The sequence below is a fragment of the Acetoanaerobium sticklandii genome (genome assembly GCF_000196455.1).
GTDB lineage: Bacteria > Bacillota > Clostridia > Peptostreptococcales > Filifactoraceae > Acetoanaerobium > Acetoanaerobium sticklandii.
The window spans coordinates 2408408-2429858 of record NC_014614.1 but is presented as its reverse complement, the minus strand read 5'-3'; the positions used below and the strand labels follow the sequence as shown (position 1 = coordinate 2429858).

Sequence of the window (21451 nt, the reverse complement as noted above, 5' to 3'; positions counted from 1 at the left end):
AGTAAGCCTGGAGATAATTTTATTTCCAGGCTTTTTTAATTTTAAATAGTAAAAGGGTTTCTGACATTATTTGCAATATGTGGTTGCGTATAGGCAGAGACTTATCTTCTTAATTATATCTTACTTATATTTTTTAGGAGGAATTATAATGGAAAAAGCAGTAACAAAAAAGCAAGCTATCAGTACATCTAACATGGTAAAGATTTCTATACTTGGAGTAATGTCTTTTATACTAATGTTTATGAATCTACCACTACCTATATTTCCAGCTTTTTTAAAGATTGATTTTGCAGATATCCCATCAGTTATTGGTGGATTTGCTCTAGGTCCAGTAGCAGGAATAATGATTCAGCTGATTAAAAACATTCTACACTTTATGTTTGATAACAGCACAGGCGGAGTAGGAGAGATATCTAACTTTATAGTTGGAGGCTCATTTGTATTAGTTTCAAGCAGTATATACCATGCTATGAGAAGTAAAAAAGGTGCAATAATCGGAAGTATAGCAGGAACTATAGTTATGGCTATGGTGGGAGCACTTTCAAACTATTTCCTAATCATTCCTTTTTACTCAAATATCATGCCGATAGATGTTATTATCAACCTAGGAACAGTTGTAAACTCAGCAATCCACGATAAATTAACTCTAGTGCTTTACGGAGTAATTCCGTTTAATATCTTCAAAGGTATAGTAATATCAGTTGTTACTGCCTTACTTTATAAAAAGGTTACGCCGATTTTAAAGAAAAGATAAGCAGCTACTGGATTAATAAAGCTATTAATCACAGAATCAATAGATTTAGTAGTTGATTAAACTATAGACAAGGTTATTATTTTTAAACTTTATATTTGCACCAACAGCTCTTTTTATTAAGACTAGTTATCTACTCTCCATAGTCTAAATTAAGAAGAGCTTTTATTGTGTAAAAAATTGGTTATAAAAACTAGGTTTTAAGTATATTCTGGCTTACTAAAATTAATTATAAAGAGAGTGGATGTTATTTTTTGCCTATTTTTGTTATAATACTAAGGTTAAGGTTTAATATGTTTGATTTTTGAAAACTAGGAGAAGATATGATTTATTTAATAGATGAGCAAATGACTAAATATATAGGTGAAAAGATAGGAAAGCTTCTAAAGCCCAATGATGTTTTAGCTTTAACTGGAGATTTGGGCGCTGGAAAGACTATGATGACTCAATCTATAGCGAGAGGAATGGGGATAGAAGACTATATAACCAGTCCTACCTTTACTATAGTTCAGGAATATGAAGGAAAGCTTCCACTATTTCATTTTGATGTGTACAGAATAGCTGATGAAGAGGAAATGTATTACATAGGCTTTGATGAATATCTAGCTAGAGGAGGAGTCTGCATCATAGAATGGGCAAATTTAATTGAGAGCATTCTTCCAAAGGAAAGGCTAGATATAGAGCTTCTATATACGGAAAAAGAGGGCAGAAACATGAGACTTACACCTCATGGAGCAAGGTATGAGGATTTAGTAAAGGAGCTGATTGAGGAGTGAAGATATTAGGAATAGATACTTCATCATCGTCCTTATCTGTTGCGGTGATGGACGATGATTTATTAAAGGGTGAGTTTACTTTAAATCACAAGCTGACTCATTCTGAGCAGATGATGCCGCTTTTAGACAGCTTGCTTTCTCATTTAGAGCTTAAGATGTCAGACATAGACCTTATAGGGGTAAGCGTGGGGCCTGGCTCATTTACAGGAATTAGAATAGGTGTAGCCGCGGCAAATGCTATGGCTATGGCTCTAGATATTCCAGTAGTTGGGATATCTAGTCTAGAGTCTATGGCATATACAGCAGGAGAGACAGCTTACACAATAGTATCGACTTTCGATGCTCAAAGAGATAGGTTCTATTTTAATGCATATAGATTTGAAAATTCAGAGCTTAAGGCTTTAGAAGCTGAAGATGTACTTGAAAAGGAAGATCTAATTAAAAAGCTGGAATCCTATGATAAAGTGCTACTACTAGGAGATGCTGTTTTTATAAATGAAGAGCTACCACTCAATGTAAAAAAAGCAAAAAGAGCAGTAAGGTATGTAAGAGCATCTAGCGTATGTGAGCTAGCACAGAGGGACTATTTACTTGGAAAGACTGGTTTTGCAGTTCCTGTCTACCTAAGAAAATCTCAAGCAGAGATTCAATTTGAAGAGCGTATGAGCAAAGAGGTAAACAATGGGTGATTTTAAGATTTACGATATGAATAAGGATAATGTAGATGGAGTTTATGAAGTCGAAACTTTATCGTTTACAGATACTTGGAGCAAAAAGGCTTTTGTAGATGAGCTAAAAAATAATCTGGCATATTACAAAGTAATAGTAGACGAGGAAATTTCAAAGGTAGTTGCCTTTGGGGGACTTTGGAAGGTGCTAGATGAAGCCCATATCACGAATATTGCTGTTCATCCTGAGTATAGAGGAAAAAAACTTGGAAATATGATAGTAGAGGCTTTGATTGAAAAGGCTAGGGAAATAGATATAGCTGAGATGACATTGGAAGTCAGAGCATCTAATGAAACTGCCAAGAATTTATATGCCAAATACGGATTTAAGATAGCAGGTATTCGTAAGGAATACTATCAAGATAACAAGGAAGATGCGATTATCATGTGGAAGTCTATGAAGGAGTTAGGTTAAATGAAGGATATACTGAGTCTTGCTATAGAGACTAGCTGTGATGAAACCTCAGCTGCTGTGCTTAAAAATGGCAGAGAAGTAAAATCAAATATTATAATGAGTCAAATTGATATACACAAAAAATTTGGGGGCGTAGTACCTGAGGTTGCTTCTCGTAACCATGTTCAAGATATAAATCCAGTGATAAAGGAAGCTCTTGATACTGCAGGGGTTAGCTTTAGAGATTTGGATATCATAAGTGTAACCTATGGACCAGGGCTTGTGGGAGCACTTTTAGTGGGTCTAGCAAGTGCAAAGGCTCTAGCCTATGCCTTAGACATCCCACTGGTAGGAGTCCATCATATAGAGGGGCATATAGCGGCCAATTACATCGCTCATGAAAAGCTAGAGCCACCATTTATTTGCCTTGTGGTATCTGGGGGACATACTCATCTTGTAAAGGTCGCTGATTATGGCAAATATGAAATACTTGGAAGGACAAGAGATGATGCGGCTGGAGAGGCCTATGATAAGGTAGCAAGGGCAATAGGGCTAGGCTACCCTGGAGGACCATTAATAGACAAGCTTGCAAAAGAAGGAAATCCTCATGCTATTAGCTTTCCACGTACCTACCTAGAGGAAGGCTCCTATGATTTTAGTTTTTCTGGATTAAAGTCAGCAGTGCTAAATTATCTAAATGGTATGAAAATGAAAGCTGAGCCTATAAATGAAGCTGATGTTGCGGCATCCTTTCAAGAAGCTGTAATAGAAGTGCTATCAGCAAAGCTCATTCGTGCTTGTAAGGAGCATGGGCTAAAGCAAGCTGCCATAGCTGGAGGAGTGTCTGCAAACAGCGCTCTAAGAGAGAGGTTAGAAACTATGTGCAAAAAAGAAGAGATAGATTTTTATTATCCACCTCTTATGCTTTGCACTGACAATGCTGCTATGATAGGCAGTGCAGGATATTATGAATATGTTAATGGTTATACTTCTTCTCTAGATTTAAACGCAAAGCCAGGACTTAGGCTAGGCGACAAATAGATATTTAATCCTGCTGGGCTTCGAGTAGCATTTCCCAAGTGCTCATAAGCTCATGCAGGATTTTTTCTTTGTCTGATTTTTGCTCTGTCACTTCTTTGACTTTTTCTGGATTTGAATATATTTCCTCAAGGCAAAGCAGTTCATTTAGATTTTCGATTTCTAGCTCAGTATTATGAATAGCTTCTTCAGTTTCTGTGATTTGTTTTTTTAGTTTTTTCTCTTCTTTTTCTTTTTCCTTATCCTTCTTGCGCTGGATTTTAAGCTGAGTTTTGGTAGTAGTATCCTCGCTTTGATTAGCAAATTCTAGAGCAGCTTTTTCAGCTGCACGTTTTTCGATATAGTAATCGTAGTTGCCTAGATAGCTTTTTACGCTCTGGTCTTCTAATACTAGGATTTGATCAGGTACCTTATTTAAAAAATATCTATCGTGGGAGATTACAAACACAGTTCCTTCATAGTTAGTGATAGCATCCTCAAGAACTTCTTTAGATTCTATATCAAGATGGTTTGTAGGCTCGTCTAGAAATAAAAAGTTTGAATCTGAAAGCATGAGCTTAAGCAGCGAAATCCTAGCTTTTTCGCCTCCGCTCAAGGTTCCTATTAGCTTGTATACCTCGTCTCCTGTAAACAGGAAAGCTCCTAGCATATTTCTTACTTTTGTTTCTGTAAAGTTAGGATAGGTAGACCACACTTCTTCAAGCACAGTTTTATCAGGCTGTAAATCATCTCTTTCCTGGTCAAAATAAACTGGATACACATTGGTTCCAAAATCTATATCTCCATCAAAGCTTTTGTCTACTCCAAGAAGTATATTAAATAAAGTTGATTTTCCAGCTCCATTGGCTCCGATGAGTGCAATTTTTTCTCCTCTGTATATATCCAAATCCACGTTTTGAAATAGACATCTTTCTCCGTATGACTTACTTAAGCCTCTTGCTTTTAATACATCCTTACCGCTTTTAACTGAAGGCTCAAAAGTAATCTTAGCTCGTTTTTTCATGTAGTTTGGCTTTTCTACTACATCCATTTTATCAAGAAGCTTTTCTCTACTTCTAGCACGTTTTACTTGTTTTTCTCTTCCAAAAGCCTTTAGCTGGTCTATTACTTCTTGTTGGCGTTTTCTCTCGGCTAGATTTTCTTCGTAGGCTTTTTCATCTAGCTCAGCTTGGATTTCTCTTTGCGAAACATAATAGGAATAGTTGCCATTATATACTCGAATAGACTTGTTAAAAAGCTCAAAGGTTCTATTTGTAAGCTGGTCTAGGAAATATCTGTCATGGGATATCACGAAGATAGTTCCTCTATATTGACGTAGAAAAGCCTCTAGCCACTGCACAGAATCGGTGTCTAGGTGGTTTGTTGGCTCATCAAGCAGTAGTATATCAGGCTTTTTTAGAAGTAGCTTTCCTAGCATTACTCTAGTTTTTTCTCCTCCTGAAAGCATTCTTACCTTTTTGCTTAAATCCTCTTCTTTAAAGCCTAAGCCGATAAGTATGCCTTTTGCTTCTGAATTATATGCATAGCCGTTAATTTTTGTAAACTCATCGGTTTTCTTTGTGTACTGCTTCATAAGTCTGTCTAGCTTATCGTGGTCTTCTAAAGAACCAGCTTCAGCTATGTCGTGCTCTAGCACTCTGATTTCCTTTTCTAGAAGCATAACCTCTTCAAAAACCGTAAGCACTTCTTCTATTAAAGTGTTGTCGTTTTCTATATCCACATGCTGAGAGAGATATCCAATGGACAAATCCTTTGCATAAAAAATATCTCCTAAGTCATAATCTACTTCCTTGGTTATGATTTTAAAGAGGGTGGTTTTTCCTGTGCCGTTTGACCCTACTAGTGCCACTCGTTCGCCTTCATTTATTGTAAACGAGATATCCTCTAGTATGACATCGACCCCAAAGCTCTTTTTTATATTATTCATTGCTATAGATATCATAAAATTTAACCTAAACCTTTCAATTTGTGATAAAATATTATCAATTGCTACTAATATTTATACACTTTATAAAATATATATTTATAAATAGTTATCAGATTATTGAAAATAATAACTTTTTATTGTAAACACAATCAGGTTCCAGAAACTCATTATCCCCTTAATGAGTGAAGGTCTTATTGTACGTTTTATCAAGTAGTATATTTATTTTGTAAAAAGTTTTCGTTTTAACGTTAACGATACTATTTTACAGGGTAATAACTCTAGTATCAAGCAATATTATATCATATGGCCGGTTTATATAGTAAGAAGTCATCACTGAGAGTCATAAGTAAATGAAATTGACAAAGTTATGTTAAATCTTTATAATTGTAACAAAATAACAGAAAGTTCATATCGATATGGAGGAAAAATAAATGTCTAAAAAAGTATCAATGGCTGTTATTAGGAGACTGCCTAAATATCACAGATATTTGGCTGATCTTTTGGATAAGGAAGTGTACAGAATTTCATCTAAGGAGCTTAGTGAAATTATAGGGTTTACAGCTTCGCAAATCAGGCAAGATCTTAATAACTTTGGAGGTTTTGGACAACAAGGATACGGCTACAATGTAGAAGAGCTATATAATGAGCTAAGCAAAATTTTGGGACTTGATAAATCTTACAACACAATAATTTTAGGAGCAGGAAACTTAGGACAGGCTCTTGCTAATTACAGTGGCTTTAGAAGATCTGGCTTTAAAGTAAAAGCCTTATTTGACATCAACCCTAGATTAGTAGGAATCAAAATCCAAGACCTAGAAGTAATGGATGTAGAAAAAATGGAAGAGTTTATTAAGAAGGAAGACATCACTATAGCAGTGATTTGTACTCCTAAAGAAAAAGCTCAAGAATCTGCCAACAAATTAATCGAGTACGGCATCAAAGGTATTTGGAATTTTGCACCTATGGACATCACTGTGCCAGAGAATATCAAGGTAGAAGAAGTAAATTTATCAGAAAGTTTATATGTGCTATCATATATGCTGAACGATGGTTTAATGTAACATACTATTAAAATAAAAAAAGGACTCATTTGAGTCCTTTTTTTATGCTGTGTATTGTATACAATGATAATTATAATCACTTAAATAACTTAACTTAAATTTTAATTTTCCTATAGAAATTCTATATAGCAATCATGGTTAAATATGATATACTAAAGCTAGATATACCGTATTTAATTTATAGTAAGTGAGGTGTCGATATGGCATGCAATTGCAGCAATAAGGTAGAAGAAGTACGTGAGCTAGTGGATCTAAGCCTTATAGATCCGATTATCGAGAAATATGGTAAGATTAAAGGCGCGACTATAACAATACTTCAAGGTGTTCAGGAAGAATATGGTTATATTCCGTCAGAGTCACTTACATATATTGCTCAAAAAACCGGTATGAAAGAAGCCAAGCTTTACGGAGTGGCAACTTTTTACACGCAGTTTAGAATGAATCCAGTCGGTAAAAATCTTATTTTGCTATGTCAAGGAACGGCTTGTCACGTTAACGGTGCAAGTACAATAGAAAAAGCTATATGCGAAGAACTTGGAATAACAGAAGGTGAAACGACCCTGGATAAAATATTTACATTTACTAACGTGGCCTGTCTAGGATGCTGTAGCTTGGCTCCTGTTATGATGATTAACGGGGAAACTTATGCTAAGCTTACTCCAGAAAAGACAGTAGAGGTTCTTAGAAATTTAAGAAAAGAAGCCCAAAGCGAAATGGAGGGTAAATAAATGAAGGTTCTTGTTGGTGCAGGGAGCTGTGGTTTTGCAGCAGGAGCTCACAAAGTAATGGATGAGCTAGAGCAAATCAAAGACATACAGTTCGAATATGAAATCACTGGATGTATAGGTATGTGTCACCTAGAGCCAATCATGGAGATTCATGACAATGGCGAGATGTACAGATTTGTAAAGGTGATGCCTGAAGATGTACGCCCTATATTAGAAGACTATAAAAATTTTGCTGATAAGATGATCAGTGAAATAGATTCTGAAGGATTAGAAAAGCAGCCGAGAGTAGTGCTTAGAAACTGCGGAGTTATTAATCCAGAATCCATCGACGATTACATAAACATCGGTGGGTATGAAGCTATAAAAAATTGCTACGAATCTAAATCTCAAGATGCAGTAATAGATGAAATAAAAAAATCAGGACTTAGAGGCCGTGGAGGAGCAGGGTTTCCTACGTGGTTTAAATGGGATGCGGCTAAAAAATCAGCTGGACAAAAGAAATACGTAGTTTGTAATGCCGATGAAGGAGATCCAGGAGCATTTATGGACCGCTCTGTACTTGAGGGAGATCCACATAACCTAATAGAGGGTATGATGATTTGCGGATTTGCGATAGGAGCGGATGAAGGCATTGTTTACGTGCGTGCAGAATATCCTTTAGCAATTCTAAGACTTCAAAAAGCCATAGAGGATGCAACTGAAAGAGGCTTTTTAGGAGAAAATATCTTTGGAATACCTGGAAGAAACTTCAGTCTAAGAATAAAAGCAGGTGCAGGAGCTTTCGTATGTGGTGAGGAAACAGCTCTTATTGCATCACTTGAGGGCGAAAGAGGAATGCCTAGACTTAAGCCGCCATTCCCAGCTCAAAAGGGTTACTGGCAGCTACCTACAAATATAAACAACGTTGAGACTTTTGCTAACGTACCTTGGATTATTAAAAACGGTGGGGAAGCGTTTGCAAAGTATGGAATAGAAACAAGTAGAGGAACAAAGGTATTTGCTCTTACTGGTAAGGTTAAAAAAGGTGGACTTGTTGAGGTTCCTATGGGAATATCTCTAAAAGAGATTATCTATGGAGTAGGTGGAGGAATCGTAGGAGACAGACCATTTAAAGCAGTACAGCTAGGGGGACCATCTGGTGGATGTGTGCCTGCAGAGCTTATAGACACAAAAGTAGATTATGAATCAATTACTAAAACTGGAGCTATAGTAGGTTCTGGTGGAATGGTTGTAATGGATGATACTACTTGTATGGTTGATATGGCTAGATTTTTCCTTGATTTTACTTGCAAAGAATCTTGCGGTAAATGTACTTACTGCAGACTCGGAACAAAGCGTATGCTTGAGATTCTTGAGAGAATCACAGCAGGTGAAGGTAGAGAAGGCGATATAGAGCTACTTGAAGAACTGAGCTACAAGGTTAAGGACGGTTCTTTATGCGGACTCGGACAAACAGCACCAAATCCAGTTCTTACAACTATCAAATACTTTAGAAATGAATATGAAGACCATATATATAATAAAACATGTACAGCAAAACAGTGCAGTGCATTAATCAAATATGTGATTGATCCTGAAAAATGCGTAGGGTGTACAGTGTGTGCTAAAGCCTGTCCTGTATCTTGTATTTCTGGTGAAAGAAAAGAGCCTCATCTAATCAATCAAGATGCTTGTATTAAGTGTGGACAGTGTTACCAAAAATGTAAATTTGACGCAATCAGCGTTAACTAATGAGCGAAAGGAATGAGAATATGCCTCATATCAGAGTTAATATAGATGGGAGAGAAATAAAAACCTATCCTGGGCACACAATTCTAGAGGTTGCTAAGCAAAATCAAATAGAAATCCCTACATTGTGCCACGATGAAAAAATTAAAAACTATGGTTCCTGTGGAATCTGTGTAGTAGAAGTTGAAGGAAATCCTAGACTTGTTCGTTCATGCTCAACTGAAATAGCAGATGGCATGGTAATTAGAACTAGTACTCCTAGAATAGTAGAAAGTAGAACTACTACTTTAGAGCTTTTACTTTCAGACCATACTGGAGACTGTAAAGCTCCATGTACTCATGGATGTCCTGGACATGTTGACGTACAAGGTTATGTTGGGCTTATCGCAAACAAGCAGTATGAAGAAGCAATCAAGCTCATAAAAAAAGAGCTGCCACTTCCTGCAAGTATAGGAAGAGTTTGTCCTCATCCATGCCAGACAGCATGCAGAAGAGGCATAGTAGATGACTCTGTATCTATAGCTTGGCTAAAATATTTTGCGGCTGATATAGATTTGGCTAAAGATGAGCCATTTATGCCTGAGATAAAACCAGATACAGGTAAGTCTATCGCTATAATAGGCGGGGGACCAAGTGGTCTATCTGCTGCTTACTATCTTAGATCTCAAGGCCACAGCGTAACTATTTACGAAGCAATGCCTGAGTTTGGAGGTATGCTAAAATACGGTATCCCTCTATATCGTCTTCCAAAAGAAGTGCTATTATCAGAGATAGATATCATAAGAAACATGGGAGTAGAGCTTAAGCCTAATGTTCGTATAGGCAAAGATGTATCTCTTTCTTACTTAAGAGAAAAATATGATGCAGTTTATGTAGGTATAGGTGCATGGACAAGTACAAAGCTGGATTGTCCAGGTCAGGATTTAGATGGAGTTATAGGAGGAATTAAATTCCTTACTAACTTCGCAATAAACACACCTATCAAAACAGGAGATAGAATTGCAGTTATTGGCGGCGGAAATACAGCTATGGATGCTGCAAGAACTTCAATAAGACTAGGTGCTAAAGAAGTTTATGTAATATATAGAAGAACTAAAGAGGATATGCCTGCAGTTGACGTTGAGATAGTAGAAGCTGAAGAAGAGGGTATCACATTCAAATTCCTTCTTAACCCAATAGAGTTCATCGGAGATGAAAATGGCAGAGTGAAGCAAATCAGACTTCAAAAGATGGAAGTAGTTGGAGGAGGAGCAGACGGACGTAAGAAAGTCGTTCCTGTAGAAGGCGAAGAAGAAATCCTAGATGTAGATTCAGTAATCATGTCCATAGGTCAAAGATTAAAAGGCGACGGCTTTGAAGAGCTAGAGCTTAATAAAGGTGGAAATATAGTAAGCGACCCTGAAACCTTCATGACTAACCTAGAGGGAGTATTTGCAGGTGGAGATGCTACTAATAAAGGAGCAGCTATTGCTATTCAGGCTATAGCTGATGGAAAATACGCAGCTAGAGTAATGGATTCATACTTAAAAGGAAACCTTATTCCTCACAAAGAACCGTTCTTTGTAAAAAGAGATGATATAACAGCTGACAGCTTCCCAGAGGTAGTAAGACAAGGCAGAACTCATATGGGACACGAGGCTCCTGAGCTTAGAAGAAACAACTTTGAAGAAGTGGTGCATGGCTTTACTGAGCAAGAAGCTATAACTGAGGCTACTAGATGTCTAGAGTGCGGATGCCACGATTACTTTGAATGTGATTTAATCCGTCATTCTCAGGAATACGATGTTAAGCCTGAAAGATTTGCGGGAGAAATGCACAAGCGTTTGGATGAAGACAACCATCCATTTATCAAGCGTGACCCTAATAAATGTATCCTTTGCGGACAATGTGTTCGTATTTGTGATGAGGTAATGGATAACACAGCTCTTGGACTAGTAAGCAGAGGCTTTGACACTATAGTTAAGCCAGCTCTTGAAAAGAACTTAAGAGAAACTGATTGTATCTCTTGTGGACAGTGTATCAGCGTTTGTCCTACTGGTGCTCTAATGGAAAGAGTTCCTGTACACAAGCCAGTTCCTGTTAGAACAACTCATACAAATTCAGCGTGCTCAGCGTGCTCAGTAGGCTGTAACCTAGATTTAGAAAGTAGAGGAAGCTTACTTCTTAGATCTCTTCCTACTAGAGAAGAAAGTGTAAACAACGGACTGCTTTGTTCAAAAGGTCGTTTTGGATTTGCTTCTTATCTAGGCGAAGGAAGAATTACTAAGCCACTTATAAGACAAAATGGTGAATTGGTAGAAACTACTTTCGAAGAAGCTATACTTTATGTAGCTAGAAGAGCTCAAAGTATATCACTACTATATGGAGCTAACTCTATGGGACTTAGCATCAGTGGAAGATATACAAATGAAGAAATTTTCATGGCTAAGAAATTCGCAAAAGAAATACTTGGAACTGAGCAGATATTCTCTTTTGGAGCTAAAAGAAGTGGCTTAAAAGACAGCCTGTCATATGATGCATCTCCAAATCTAATAGAAGAGCTATCTAATACTAACTTTATCATGGCTATAGGTGGAGATTTCGAAAGAGATTACACCATAGCAGCACTTAAGATTAAAGAAGCAGTAGGTAAAGGCGCTCACTTAATTCATGTAAATAATGCTAAAAATAAACTGGATGATTGGGCTCAAAAGAGTATAATCACTGACAGTAGCTTTGAAATGTTAAAGCAAATTGCTAAGTACCTAGCTGATAACAGCCAAAATGCTATAAATGCACAGGGAATGGAAGAGCTAAAAGCATATCTTGATAAGGTAGTTGTATCAGATGAGGCTGCTGAGATAGCTTCTATGTACCTAAAAGCTAAGAAAGCTATGATAGTATATGACAGTGTTCATGTTACAGCTGATGCAGAAAGATTGATTTCTGCAATAGTAATGCTATCTGGACACATTGGTTCTGCAAGAGAAGGCTTTATAAAGCTTAGACCATACGCAAACAGCCAAGGTCTTGTGGATATGGGTATTAGTATTGACAGCGAAGCAAAGCTTGCACTTGTTAAAGACAATTCAATAAAAGGGCTTATGGTATTTGGGGAAAATATCAGTCCTGAAGAAATTTCAGCAGTAGAGTTCCTTATGGTTCATGATACTCATATGACTGATCTAGCTAAAATAGCTGATGTGGTAATCCCTGCGGCTGTTATGGTGGAATCTGATGGAACTATAACTTCTGCAGAAAGAAGAATCCAAAGAGTATCAGCTGCTATAAAACCAGCAACTGGTTTATCAAACTGGGAAGTTCTAAAGAGACTTATGAATACCTATAGCACAAACTGCAAGTATGCTAGTGTAGATGAAATTACAAGAGATTTAAGTCTTGAAATTTCAGGATATCATGGATTACTAGAAAATCTTGATAAACCTGTATTCTGGCCTATCAACGAATCACCTCAGCTATACAGTAGAGCGATGCTTGAAGCACAAGCTAAATACAGCTTGCCTCAATCAGAAATACTTTATGCTGAAAATGTAGAAACAAATTATCATAGAACTTTGTTTAACGATTTTTTAGCTAATAAAAACCTATAAAATAAGAACTTCTATATAAACAACAAAATTAAGACCGAATTTCTATATAAATAAAAAAGGAGACTGTTTAAAAACAGCTCCTTTTTTACGAAAAATTTTTTATAGGGATATTTAACTCTAAAATTAATATTTATTTACAATAAAAAGCACAGGCAAATTCGCCTGTGCTTTTTGAAATTCAATTATGAATTAATTAAATATTAATAATCTCCTTGTGCACACATAGCATCTGCTACTTTAACAAAACCAGCGATGTTAGCTCCAGCAACAAGGTTATATCCGAATCCAAACTCTTCAGCTGCTTTAGCTGCGTTGTCATGGATGTTGATCATGATTTGATGTAATTTAGCGTCAACTTCTTCTGCAGTCCAGTTGTATCTCATTGAGTTTTGAGACATTTCTAGAGCTGAAGTAGCAACTCCACCAGCGTTAGCCGCTTTAGCAGGTCCGATAAGAACTCCTTTTTCTTGTAGGAAAGTAAGAGCCTCATTAGTAGTAGGCATGTTAGCAGCCTCAACTAGGAATTTGATTCCGTTGTCAACGATTAGTTTAGCATGCTCTAAGTGAATATCATTTTGAGTTGCACAAGGCATAACGATATCAACTTTTCTGCCCCATGGTTTTTCGCCAGGGAAGAACTCAACACCAAACTTGTCAGCATAATCTTGAACTTTATCTCTACCAGAGTTTCTCATTTCTACCATGAAATTGATTTTCTCATCAGTAGTAATACCATCTGCATCATATATATATCCATCTGGACCAGAAAGAGTAACAACTTTTCCGCCTAGATCTCTAACTTTGATACATGCTCCCCAAGCAACGTTTCCGAAACCTGAAACAGAAACAGTTTTACCTTCGAAATTCATTCCTTCATGCTTTAACATTTCGTTAGCGAAGTAAGTAACTCCAAACCCTGTAGCTTCTGGTCTGATTAGAGAACCACCATAAGACATACCTTTTCCAGTAAGAACGCCGTTTTCGAAAGCTCCACGGATTCTTCTGTATTGTCCGTACATATATCCAACTTCTCTTCCACCAACTCCGATGTCTCCAGCTGGAACGTCTACATCTGGTCCGATGTGTCTGTATAGCTCAGTCATGAAGCTTTGGCAGAAACGCATAATTTCAGCATCTGATTTTCCTCTTGGATCGAAGTCAGCTCCACCTTTTCCTCCACCTATTGGAAGTCCAGTAAGTGAGTTCTTGAAGATTTGCTCGAAACCAAGGAATTTAATGATTCCTATGTAAACAGTGTGATGGAAACGGATTCCACCTTTGTAAGGTCCGATAGCTCCGTTAAATTGTACTCTATAACCTCTGTTAACTTGAATAGCTCCATTGTCATCTACCCAAGGTACTCTGAACATGATTTGTCTTTCAGGCTCAACAATTCTTTCAAGAATGTTAGCTTTAACCCACTCAGGTCTTTTTGCAAGTACTGGCTCAAGAGAAACAAAAACCTCTTCTACTGCTTGTAGGAATTCAGGTTCATGCGCGTTTCTAGCTTTAACCTTTTCGAAAACACCATTAATATACTGTTTCATTCCGATCTCTCCTCCATTTATTAAAGTATTATCATAAAGATAAATTTTTAAAGAGTGACACTTATAGCCACAAGAAGTTAATATATAACGTTTTCCCACTCTTGACTTAGATTATAACATATAGGATATGTATTTGTAACAGCTTTTTAAAAGAATTTCTTCGCCATAGTGGGTTTATGAATAAAGAAATTGCAAACTATTCAGTTAGTTAAATATTCAAAATATACAGCTGAATTAGATAAACATACTTTACTTAAATGTATGACACTTTCGGATTAAATATGAGTCATATAAAAACATAGATATGTATAAAAATTATAAGTTATTGCAAGTTTTATAAAATTTTCCTTCACTAATCCTATAAATTTAATATGGATTTATTTAATTTATTTCAAAACATAGTCACACAATTGAAACTTTTTATCGATAATCGTCACTCAAATGAGAAAAATTATCGCTAGAATACAGTATTTACAGACATTATAAGGCATGATATAATCAACCTAAGTTAATTATTCTATAGAAAATTGAAGGAGGAATTTAATATGGCATACGTAATAAATGATTCTTGTATCAGCTGTGGAGCTTGCGAGCCAGAGTGCCCAGTAAACGCAATTACTGCAGGAGATGACAAATATGTTATCGATGCAGCTACATGTATCGACTGTGGAGCATGCGCAGGTGTTTGTCCAGTTGACGCTCCTCAACCAGAGTAATATTGTTACATAACGAGGTCTTAGACCTCGTTTTTTTTGTTTATTTTTATTCATAATGGGGTAAGTAAAGGTTAGATGAATAATAATGAGGTGATATGAGATGACTCATGTGTATGACGTGCTAACTGAACATCGCTCAATAAGGAAATACAAGCAAGAACCTGTAGATGAAAAACATCTTGAGATGATTTTAAGAGCGGCTCAAGCAGCTCCTTCATCTGTAAATGGTCAGCAGTGGAGTATTATTTTAGTAAAGGACCAAGAAAAAAAGGATAAATTAGCCTCGCTTACAGGAGACCAAAGCTGGGTAGCAGAAGCACCTGTGTTTTTAGTTTTTGTGGCTGATTACAATAGGGCTAAATTGGCAGCGAAGAAAAATGATAATGAATTGAAAATCACAGAGTCAGTTGAATCCATTATGGTAGCCTCTGTAGACGTAGGACTAGCCGCAGGAAATGCAATAGCGGTAGCGGAGTCTCTAGGATATGGAATAGTTCCTATAGGAGGAGTAAGAAGAGAGCCTGAAGAAGTCATAGAATTACTTGAGCTTCCTCAGTATGTTTATCCTATAGTGGGACTGTGCATAGGAATTCCAGAAAGCAAAGAAGAAAAGAAGCCTAGACTTCCTCTTCAAGCAGTGGTTCACAACGAAGCCTATAATAAAGACCAGATGATAGACATTGATGTATATGACGATATAATCCATAATTATTTGCTTGAACGCTCAGCAGGAAAAAAAGATACCAACTGGAGTAAACAGCTATCGGATTTATATAGCAGAGTTTATTACCCTAAAGTATATCCTTCACTTAAAAAGCAAGGATTTGATAATGACAAATAACTAGGTTTAATCCTCCCCCATTCATAAGAACTGGGGGAGTTTTTCTTTGGATTTATATATGAATTACTTTACAAAATTGGTATAATAAAATCTTAGTGTATAAATTGAAATAGGAACTTTAAATAAATTTTTTTGAGTAGGAGTTTAAGTTATGAATTTGTTATCAACAGAAAGTCTCTCTAAGGCATATGGAGAAAAGAAATTATTTGATAAAGTAGCCTTTGGCATAGATGACAGCGATAAGATAGGTCTTATCGGGATTAATGGGACAGGAAAAACAAGTTTTTTAAAAGTAATTGCAGGTATAGATGAAGCTGATGCAGGAAGCTTTATAAAATCTAGCAATTTAAAAATAGAATATCTAGCTCAAAATCCTGATTTTGATTTTGAGATTACTGTTTTAGAGCAAGTATTTGAAGGTAGCTCGCCTCTTATGGTGCTACTAAGAGAATATGAAAATGTAAGCTCGAGCCTTGAAAAAAATCCAAGTGATACGAAGCTTCAAATGAGGCTTATGGAGCTAAATGCAAAGATGGATTTGAATGAAGCTTGGCAGATAGAGCGTGAAGCTAAAACAGTACTTATGAAGCTTGGGATTATGGAGTTTGATAAAAAAATAGGGAAGCTTTCTGGTGGACAAAGAAAAAGAGTTGCAATGGCAGGAGCCCTTATTAGACCTTGTGACTTACTGATACTGGACGAGCCTACTAACCATATAGACAATGAAACCATAACCTATCTAGAAGACTATCTTTCAAACAGAAAAGGTGCACTTTTGATGGTTACCCATGATAGATATTTCCTAGATAGAGTAGTAAACAAAATATGGGAGCTAGATGAAAGCAAGCTACATGCTTATCAAGGAGCCTATACTAAGTTTCTAGAGCTAAAAGCTCAAAGAGAAGCTGATGACAAGCGTATTCAAGAAAAAAAGCAAAGCCTGTATAAAAGCGAGCTTGCTTGGATGAGAAAAGGTGTAGAGGCAAGACGTACCAAGCAAAAAGCTAGAAAAGACAGATTTAAGGTACTTGAAACTGAAATAGACAAATCATCTGATGAAAAGCTAGATATATCTGTGGCAGGAAAAAGACTAGGCAGAAAAATAATTGAGATAAATGATATATCAAAATCCTTTGGAGACAAGGTAGTATTAAAAAACTTTGCTTACACAGTGCTGAAAGGTGACAGAATAGGAATAGTAGGAAACAATGGTGAGGGAAAATCTTCATTACTAAACGCAATAGCTAAAAAGCTAGACCTAGATAGTGGAACTATAGAAATCGGAGAGACTATAAAGATAGGTTACTATTCTCAGGAAAATATAGATATGGACACTAGTCTAAGGGTTATAGAATATATTAAAAATAAAGCTGAATATATAGAAACCTCAGATGGAACAAAGATTACTGCGGCTATGATGCTTGAAAAATTTCTATTTACTGGCGATATGCAGTGGTCATTTATTTCTAAGCTCTCAGGAGGAGAAAGAAGAAGGCTGTATTTATTGTCAGTGCTTATGGAAGGCCCAAATGTACTTTTGTTAGATGAGCCTACAAATGACCTGGATATTCAGACACTAGCTATATTAGAGGATTATATTGACGAGTTTAATGGACCAGTAATCACTGTTTCGCATGATAGATATTTCCTGGATAAAATAGCAGATAAAATTTTTGCTTTTGAAGGTGATGGTAATATAGAGATATCTTTTGGTGACTACACTGATTACAGTGAGAAGAAAAAACAGACTATAGAGGATACAGCATCTGAGACTGTTAAGGCCTCACTTAAGGATAAAGATAAAAGCAGTGAAGCTAAACCGAAAGCAAAAACTAAGTTTAGCTATAAAGAACAGCAGGAATTTGACACTATAGATGAGAAGATAGAGCAGACTGAAACAAAACTTGCTCAGACAAAAATAGATATGGAAAAAAATGCAGCTGATTTTGTCAAGCTAGCAGAGCTTACAAAGGAAGAAGAACGATTAAATTCATTACTAGAAGAGCTGATGGAAAGATGGGCATATCTTAATGAACTAGCTGAAGAACTAGGAATTTTATAAATTCATATAATTTGAACAATTCATAAAAATAATATTGTATGGATAAATTATTTAAAGTAATATAGTTTTAAAGCTTATAAATAAGATGTTTCTAGGAGGAGATATTATGGGATTTAAAGATTATGCTTATGAAAGACCTGATATGACAAAAATTGAAGCTGATTTTAACATTCTTTTGGACAAGTTTGTAAAGGCTGACAGCTTTGAAGAGCAAGACAGCGTTATGGAGAAAATAAATGAGATAAGAAGAGATTTTGAAACGGCAGCGAGTTTAGTTCAGGTAAGACATACGTTAGACACTACAGATGAGTACTATGAAAAACAAAATGATTATATAGACGAAATTAGCCCGATATATGAAGGACTGATTAGTAAATACTATGAAGCTTTAGTGAATTCGAAATTTAAAGCTGAGCTAGAAAAAAAATGGGGTTCATATATATTTGATATAGCTCAGACGAAATTAAAAACTTTTTCACCTGAGATAATCGAGGATATGCAAAAAGAAAATAAGCTAGCAAGTCAGTATACAAAGCTTAGAGCCTCTGCTAAGATAATGTTTCAAGGTGAAGAAAGAAACCTATCTCAGATGACACCTTTTATGGAATCCTCTGATAGAGAGGTTAGAAAGTCAGCAAATGAAGCTTACTGCAAATTTTTCTTAGACAACGAAGCAGAATTTGATAGAATATATGATGGGCTTGTTAAAGTACGTCATGAGATTGCTACAAAATTAGGTTACAAAAATTTTGTGGAATTAGGCTATGCAAGGCTAACTAGAACAGACTACGATGCCGATATGGTAAAAGGCTATAGAAAACAAGTGAAAGACCATCTAGTGTCAGTAGCTCAAAAGCTAAGAGAGCGTCAAAGAGAAAGACTAGGCTTAGAAAAATTATTGTACTTTGATGAGCCTCTTGAGTTCTTGACTGGAAACGCTACGCCTAAAGGAAATCCTCAGTGGATTATAGACAAGGGAGCAAAAATGTATCAGGAATTATCAGCTGATACTGATGAGTTCTTTAACTATATGAGAGACAATGATTTACTTGATTTAGTTGCTAAAAAAGGCAAAGATGGCGGTGGATACTGCACATTCTTCCCTAAATATAAATCGCCATTTATATTTTCGAATTTCAATGGAACTTCTGGGGATGTAGATGTACTAACTCATGAAGCAGGACATGCTTTTCAGGTATTTAAAAGCAGAGATTTCAAGCTGCCAGAATACGTGTGGCCTACATTAGAAGCTTGCGAGATTCACTCTATGAGTATGGAGTTTTTTGCATGGCCATGGATGGAGCTGTTCTTTGAGAAGGATGTAGATAAATACAAATTCTCTCACCTTGCTTCAGCGCTTTTATTCATTCCATATGGAGTGACAGTAGATGAATTCCAGCACTGGATATATGAAAATCCTGAGGCTACTGCTGATGAGAGAAAAGCAAAGTGGAGAGAAATAGAAAAAAATTATCTTCCATGGAGAGACTATGCAGGAAATGAGCTGTTAGAAAAGGGTGGGTACTGGTTTAGACAAGGACATATATTTTCAAATCCTTTCTATTATATAGACTACACTTTGGCTCAAGTATGCGCACTTCAATTCTGGATTAAGCAAAATGAAAATAAAGAAAAAGCTTGGAGCGAATACGTAAGACTATGCGAAACTGGTGGAAGCGAGTCTTTCTTAAAGCTAGTGGAAGTTGCAAATCTAAAGAATCCATTTGTGGATGGAACCATAGCTTCAGTAATTCCGCAAATTAATGACTACCTTGATAAGGTAGATGATAAAAAGCTATAAAAAGTAAGATAGGATAATGTAAAGAAGGAGAAAATTAATGAGTATTTTAAATGTAAAAAATTTGAGTCATGGATTTGGAGACAGAGCTATATTTGACAATGTGTCATTTAGGTTATTAAAAGGAGAGCATATAGGATTAATCGGTGCCAATGGAGAGGGAAAATCCAGCTTCATGAAGATAATCACTCACCAGATTGAGCCAGATGCTGGAGTCATAGAGTGGTCAAAACGTGTGAGGGTAGGTTATCTAGACCAGCATACAGTTCTTGAAAAAGGTATGACTATAAGAGATGCATTAAAAGGAGCGTTCAAATATTTATATGACCTAGAGGAAGAGATGAACCAAATCTATGGGAAAATGGGAGATGTCGATGAAAACGAGCTAAATATAATGCTTGAAGATGTAGGAAACATACAGGACATTTTGGACCATAACGATTTTTACATTATAGACTCAAAGGTTGAAGAAATAGCAAGAGGACTAGGAATAGCTGATATAGGACTAGATAAGCAAGTAAACGACCTAAGTGGTGGTCAAAGAACAAAAATTCTGCTTGCAAAATTGCTGCTAGAAAAACCTGATATTCTCCTTCTAGATGAGCCTACGAACTACTTAGATGAACAGCATATAGAATGGCTTAAGCGTTATCTTCAGGAATACGAAAATGCTTTTATTTTGATATCGCATGATATGGCGTTTTTAAATAGTGTAATCAACTTAATTTACCATATGGAGAACCAAAAGCTAGATAGATATGTGGGTAGCTATGATGACTTTATGAAAGTATATGAAGCCAAAAAATCCCAGCTAGAATCTGCTTACAAAAAACAACAGCAAGAGATAGAGGACTTGAAGGATTTTGTTCAGAGGAATAAAGCTAGAGTTGCAACTAGAAATATGGCTATGTCTAGACAGAAGAAGCTAGACAAAATGGATGTAATAGAGCTAGCAAAAGATAGACCTAAGCCAGAGTTTAACTTCAAAATGTCTAGAGCATCAGGAAAGCTTATATTTGAAACAAAAGACCTTGTGATAGGATATGATGAGCCACTTTCAAAGCCACTGAACTTGCGTATGGAAAGAGGTCAAAAAATAGCTCTTATGGGAGCTAATGGTCTTGGAAAGACTACTCTTCTAAGAAGTATACTAGGTGAGATTCCGCCTGTTTCTGGCTCAGTTGAGATGGGGGACTATTTGTATATAGGATATTTCGAGCAAGAGATGAAGGAAGCAAACTATAATACTTGTATAGAAGAAGTATGGGGAGAATTCCCTTCGATGGATCAAAGAGACATAAGAGCAGCTCTTGCAAAATGTGGGCTTACTACCAAGCACATAGAAAGTAAGATAGTGGTGCTAAGTGGTGGAGAGCAAGCGAAAGTAAGACTTTGTAAACTAATCAACAACGAAACTAATCTACTAGTTCTAGATGAGCCGACAAATCATCTTGATGTAGATGCAAAGGATGAGCTTAAAAGAGCACTAAAGGCGTACAAAGGAAGCATACTTTTAATTTGTCATGAGCCTGAGTTCTATCAAGATATAGTATCTGATGTATGGAACTGTGAGACATGGACTACAAAAATTGTATAGATATAAAAAGTATTGCATTATTATTAATAACATGATAATATATTAACATAATAAGAGCCATGAAGGCTACTGAGGATGAACCTCGTAGCCCATGGCTTTTTTGTTTATCTCCATAGCATAAATTGAGATAAAACCCCAAACCCCACAAAACAGAACCTTTGCTCAAGGT

General features: G+C 36.3%; 16 protein-coding genes. 14 read left to right on the top strand and 2 right to left on the bottom strand.

Annotated elements, in window-relative coordinates:
• The first annotated feature begins 148 nt into the window (after window positions 1–148).
• The 5 genes from CLOST_RS11570 (at window position 149) to tsaD (ending at window position 3690) form a co-directional block, all read left to right on the top strand.
• Window positions 149–754 (top strand): ECF transporter S component, encoded by a 606-nt coding sequence (locus CLOST_RS11570; protein WP_013362511.1) that lies wholly within the window; start codon window positions 149–151, stop codon window positions 752–754.
• A gap of 320 nt (window positions 755–1074) precedes the next feature.
• Complete coding sequence (tsaE, locus tag CLOST_RS11565; RefSeq protein WP_013362510.1) at window positions 1075–1527, top strand: tRNA (adenosine(37)-N6)-threonylcarbamoyltransferase complex ATPase subunit type 1 TsaE; 453 nt, start codon at window positions 1075–1077, stop codon at window positions 1525–1527.
• Window positions 1524–2216: a tRNA (adenosine(37)-N6)-threonylcarbamoyltransferase complex dimerization subunit type 1 TsaB gene (gene tsaB / locus CLOST_RS11560; protein ID WP_013362509.1), complete on the top strand. Its 693-nt coding sequence runs from the start codon at window positions 1524–1526 to the stop codon at window positions 2214–2216. The genes tsaE and tsaB overlap by 4 nt, the downstream gene beginning before the upstream one ends.
• Window positions 2209–2670 carry a ribosomal protein S18-alanine N-acetyltransferase gene (rimI, locus tag CLOST_RS13980; protein ID WP_013362508.1) on the top strand — a complete coding sequence of 154 codons (462 nt, stop codon included), beginning with the start codon at window positions 2209–2211 and terminating at the stop codon, window positions 2668–2670. Before tsaB ends, rimI begins: the two co-directional genes overlap by 8 nt.
• On the top strand, window positions 2671–3690 hold the full coding sequence (tsaD, locus tag CLOST_RS11550; RefSeq protein WP_013362507.1) for a tRNA (adenosine(37)-N6)-threonylcarbamoyltransferase complex transferase subunit TsaD: 1020 nt from the start codon (window positions 2671–2673) through the stop codon (window positions 3688–3690).
• A gap of 4 nt (window positions 3691–3694) precedes the next feature.
• Here tsaD and abc-f read toward each other — a convergent pair whose 3' ends face one another.
• On the bottom strand, window positions 3695–5629 hold the full coding sequence (gene abc-f / locus CLOST_RS11545; protein ID WP_013362506.1) for a ribosomal protection-like ABC-F family protein: 1935 nt from the start codon (window positions 5627–5629) through the stop codon (window positions 3695–3697).
• Between the two features lie 416 nt (window positions 5630–6045).
• Between abc-f and CLOST_RS11540 the strand changes: the two genes are divergently transcribed.
• The 4 genes from CLOST_RS11540 to CLOST_RS11525 all read left to right on the top strand — a co-directional run bounded on the left by CLOST_RS11540 (window position 6046) and on the right by CLOST_RS11525 (window position 12721).
• Entirely contained in the window at window positions 6046–6675 is a 630-nt protein-coding gene (locus CLOST_RS11540) for a redox-sensing transcriptional repressor Rex (protein WP_013362505.1), read from the top strand.
• 200 nt (window positions 6676–6875) lie between these two features.
• Window positions 6876–7403, top strand: a complete 528-nt coding sequence (nuoE, locus tag CLOST_RS11535) for an NADH-quinone oxidoreductase subunit NuoE (protein ID WP_013362504.1) — start codon at window positions 6876–6878, stop codon at window positions 7401–7403.
• On the top strand, window positions 7404–9134 hold the full coding sequence (locus CLOST_RS11530; RefSeq protein WP_013362503.1) for an NADH-quinone oxidoreductase subunit NuoF: 1731 nt from the start codon (window positions 7404–7406) through the stop codon (window positions 9132–9134).
• Window positions 9134–12721 (top strand): FAD-dependent oxidoreductase, encoded by a 3588-nt coding sequence (locus CLOST_RS11525; RefSeq protein ID WP_013362502.1) that lies wholly within the window; start codon window positions 9134–9136, stop codon window positions 12719–12721. The genes CLOST_RS11530 and CLOST_RS11525 overlap by 1 nt, the downstream gene beginning before the upstream one ends.
• 200 nt (window positions 12722–12921) lie before the next feature.
• Here CLOST_RS11525 and gdhA read toward each other — a convergent pair whose 3' ends face one another.
• The gene (gene gdhA, locus CLOST_RS11520) at window positions 12922–14268 is read right to left on the bottom strand and encodes an NADP-specific glutamate dehydrogenase (RefSeq protein WP_013362501.1); all 1347 of its coding nucleotides are present in this window, start codon (window positions 14266–14268) and stop codon (window positions 12922–12924) included.
• Between the two features lie 545 nt (window positions 14269–14813).
• Here gdhA and CLOST_RS11515 point away from each other — a divergent pair.
• From CLOST_RS11515 to CLOST_RS11495, 5 genes are all read left to right on the top strand, one after another.
• Window positions 14814–14984: a DUF362 domain-containing protein gene (locus CLOST_RS11515; RefSeq protein ID WP_013362500.1), complete on the top strand. Its 171-nt coding sequence runs from the start codon at window positions 14814–14816 to the stop codon at window positions 14982–14984.
• A 100-nt stretch (window positions 14985–15084) separates the two neighbouring features.
• Window positions 15085–15825 carry an NADPH-dependent oxidoreductase gene (locus CLOST_RS11510; protein ID WP_013362499.1) on the top strand — a complete coding sequence of 247 codons (741 nt, stop codon included), beginning with the start codon at window positions 15085–15087 and terminating at the stop codon, window positions 15823–15825.
• 151 nt (window positions 15826–15976) lie between these two features.
• Entirely contained in the window at window positions 15977–17887 is a 1911-nt protein-coding gene (locus tag CLOST_RS11505) for an ABC-F family ATP-binding cassette domain-containing protein (RefSeq protein ID WP_013362498.1), read from the top strand.
• A 106-nt stretch (window positions 17888–17993) separates the two neighbouring features.
• Window positions 17994–19688, top strand: a complete 1695-nt coding sequence (locus tag CLOST_RS11500; protein ID WP_013362497.1) for a M3 family oligoendopeptidase — start codon at window positions 17994–17996, stop codon at window positions 19686–19688.
• 37 nt (window positions 19689–19725) lie between these two features.
• A complete protein-coding gene (locus CLOST_RS11495; RefSeq protein WP_013362496.1) occupies window positions 19726–21282 on the top strand; it encodes an ABC-F family ATP-binding cassette domain-containing protein in 1557 nt (518 codons plus the stop codon).
• The last annotated feature ends 169 nt before the right edge of the window (window positions 21283–21451 follow it).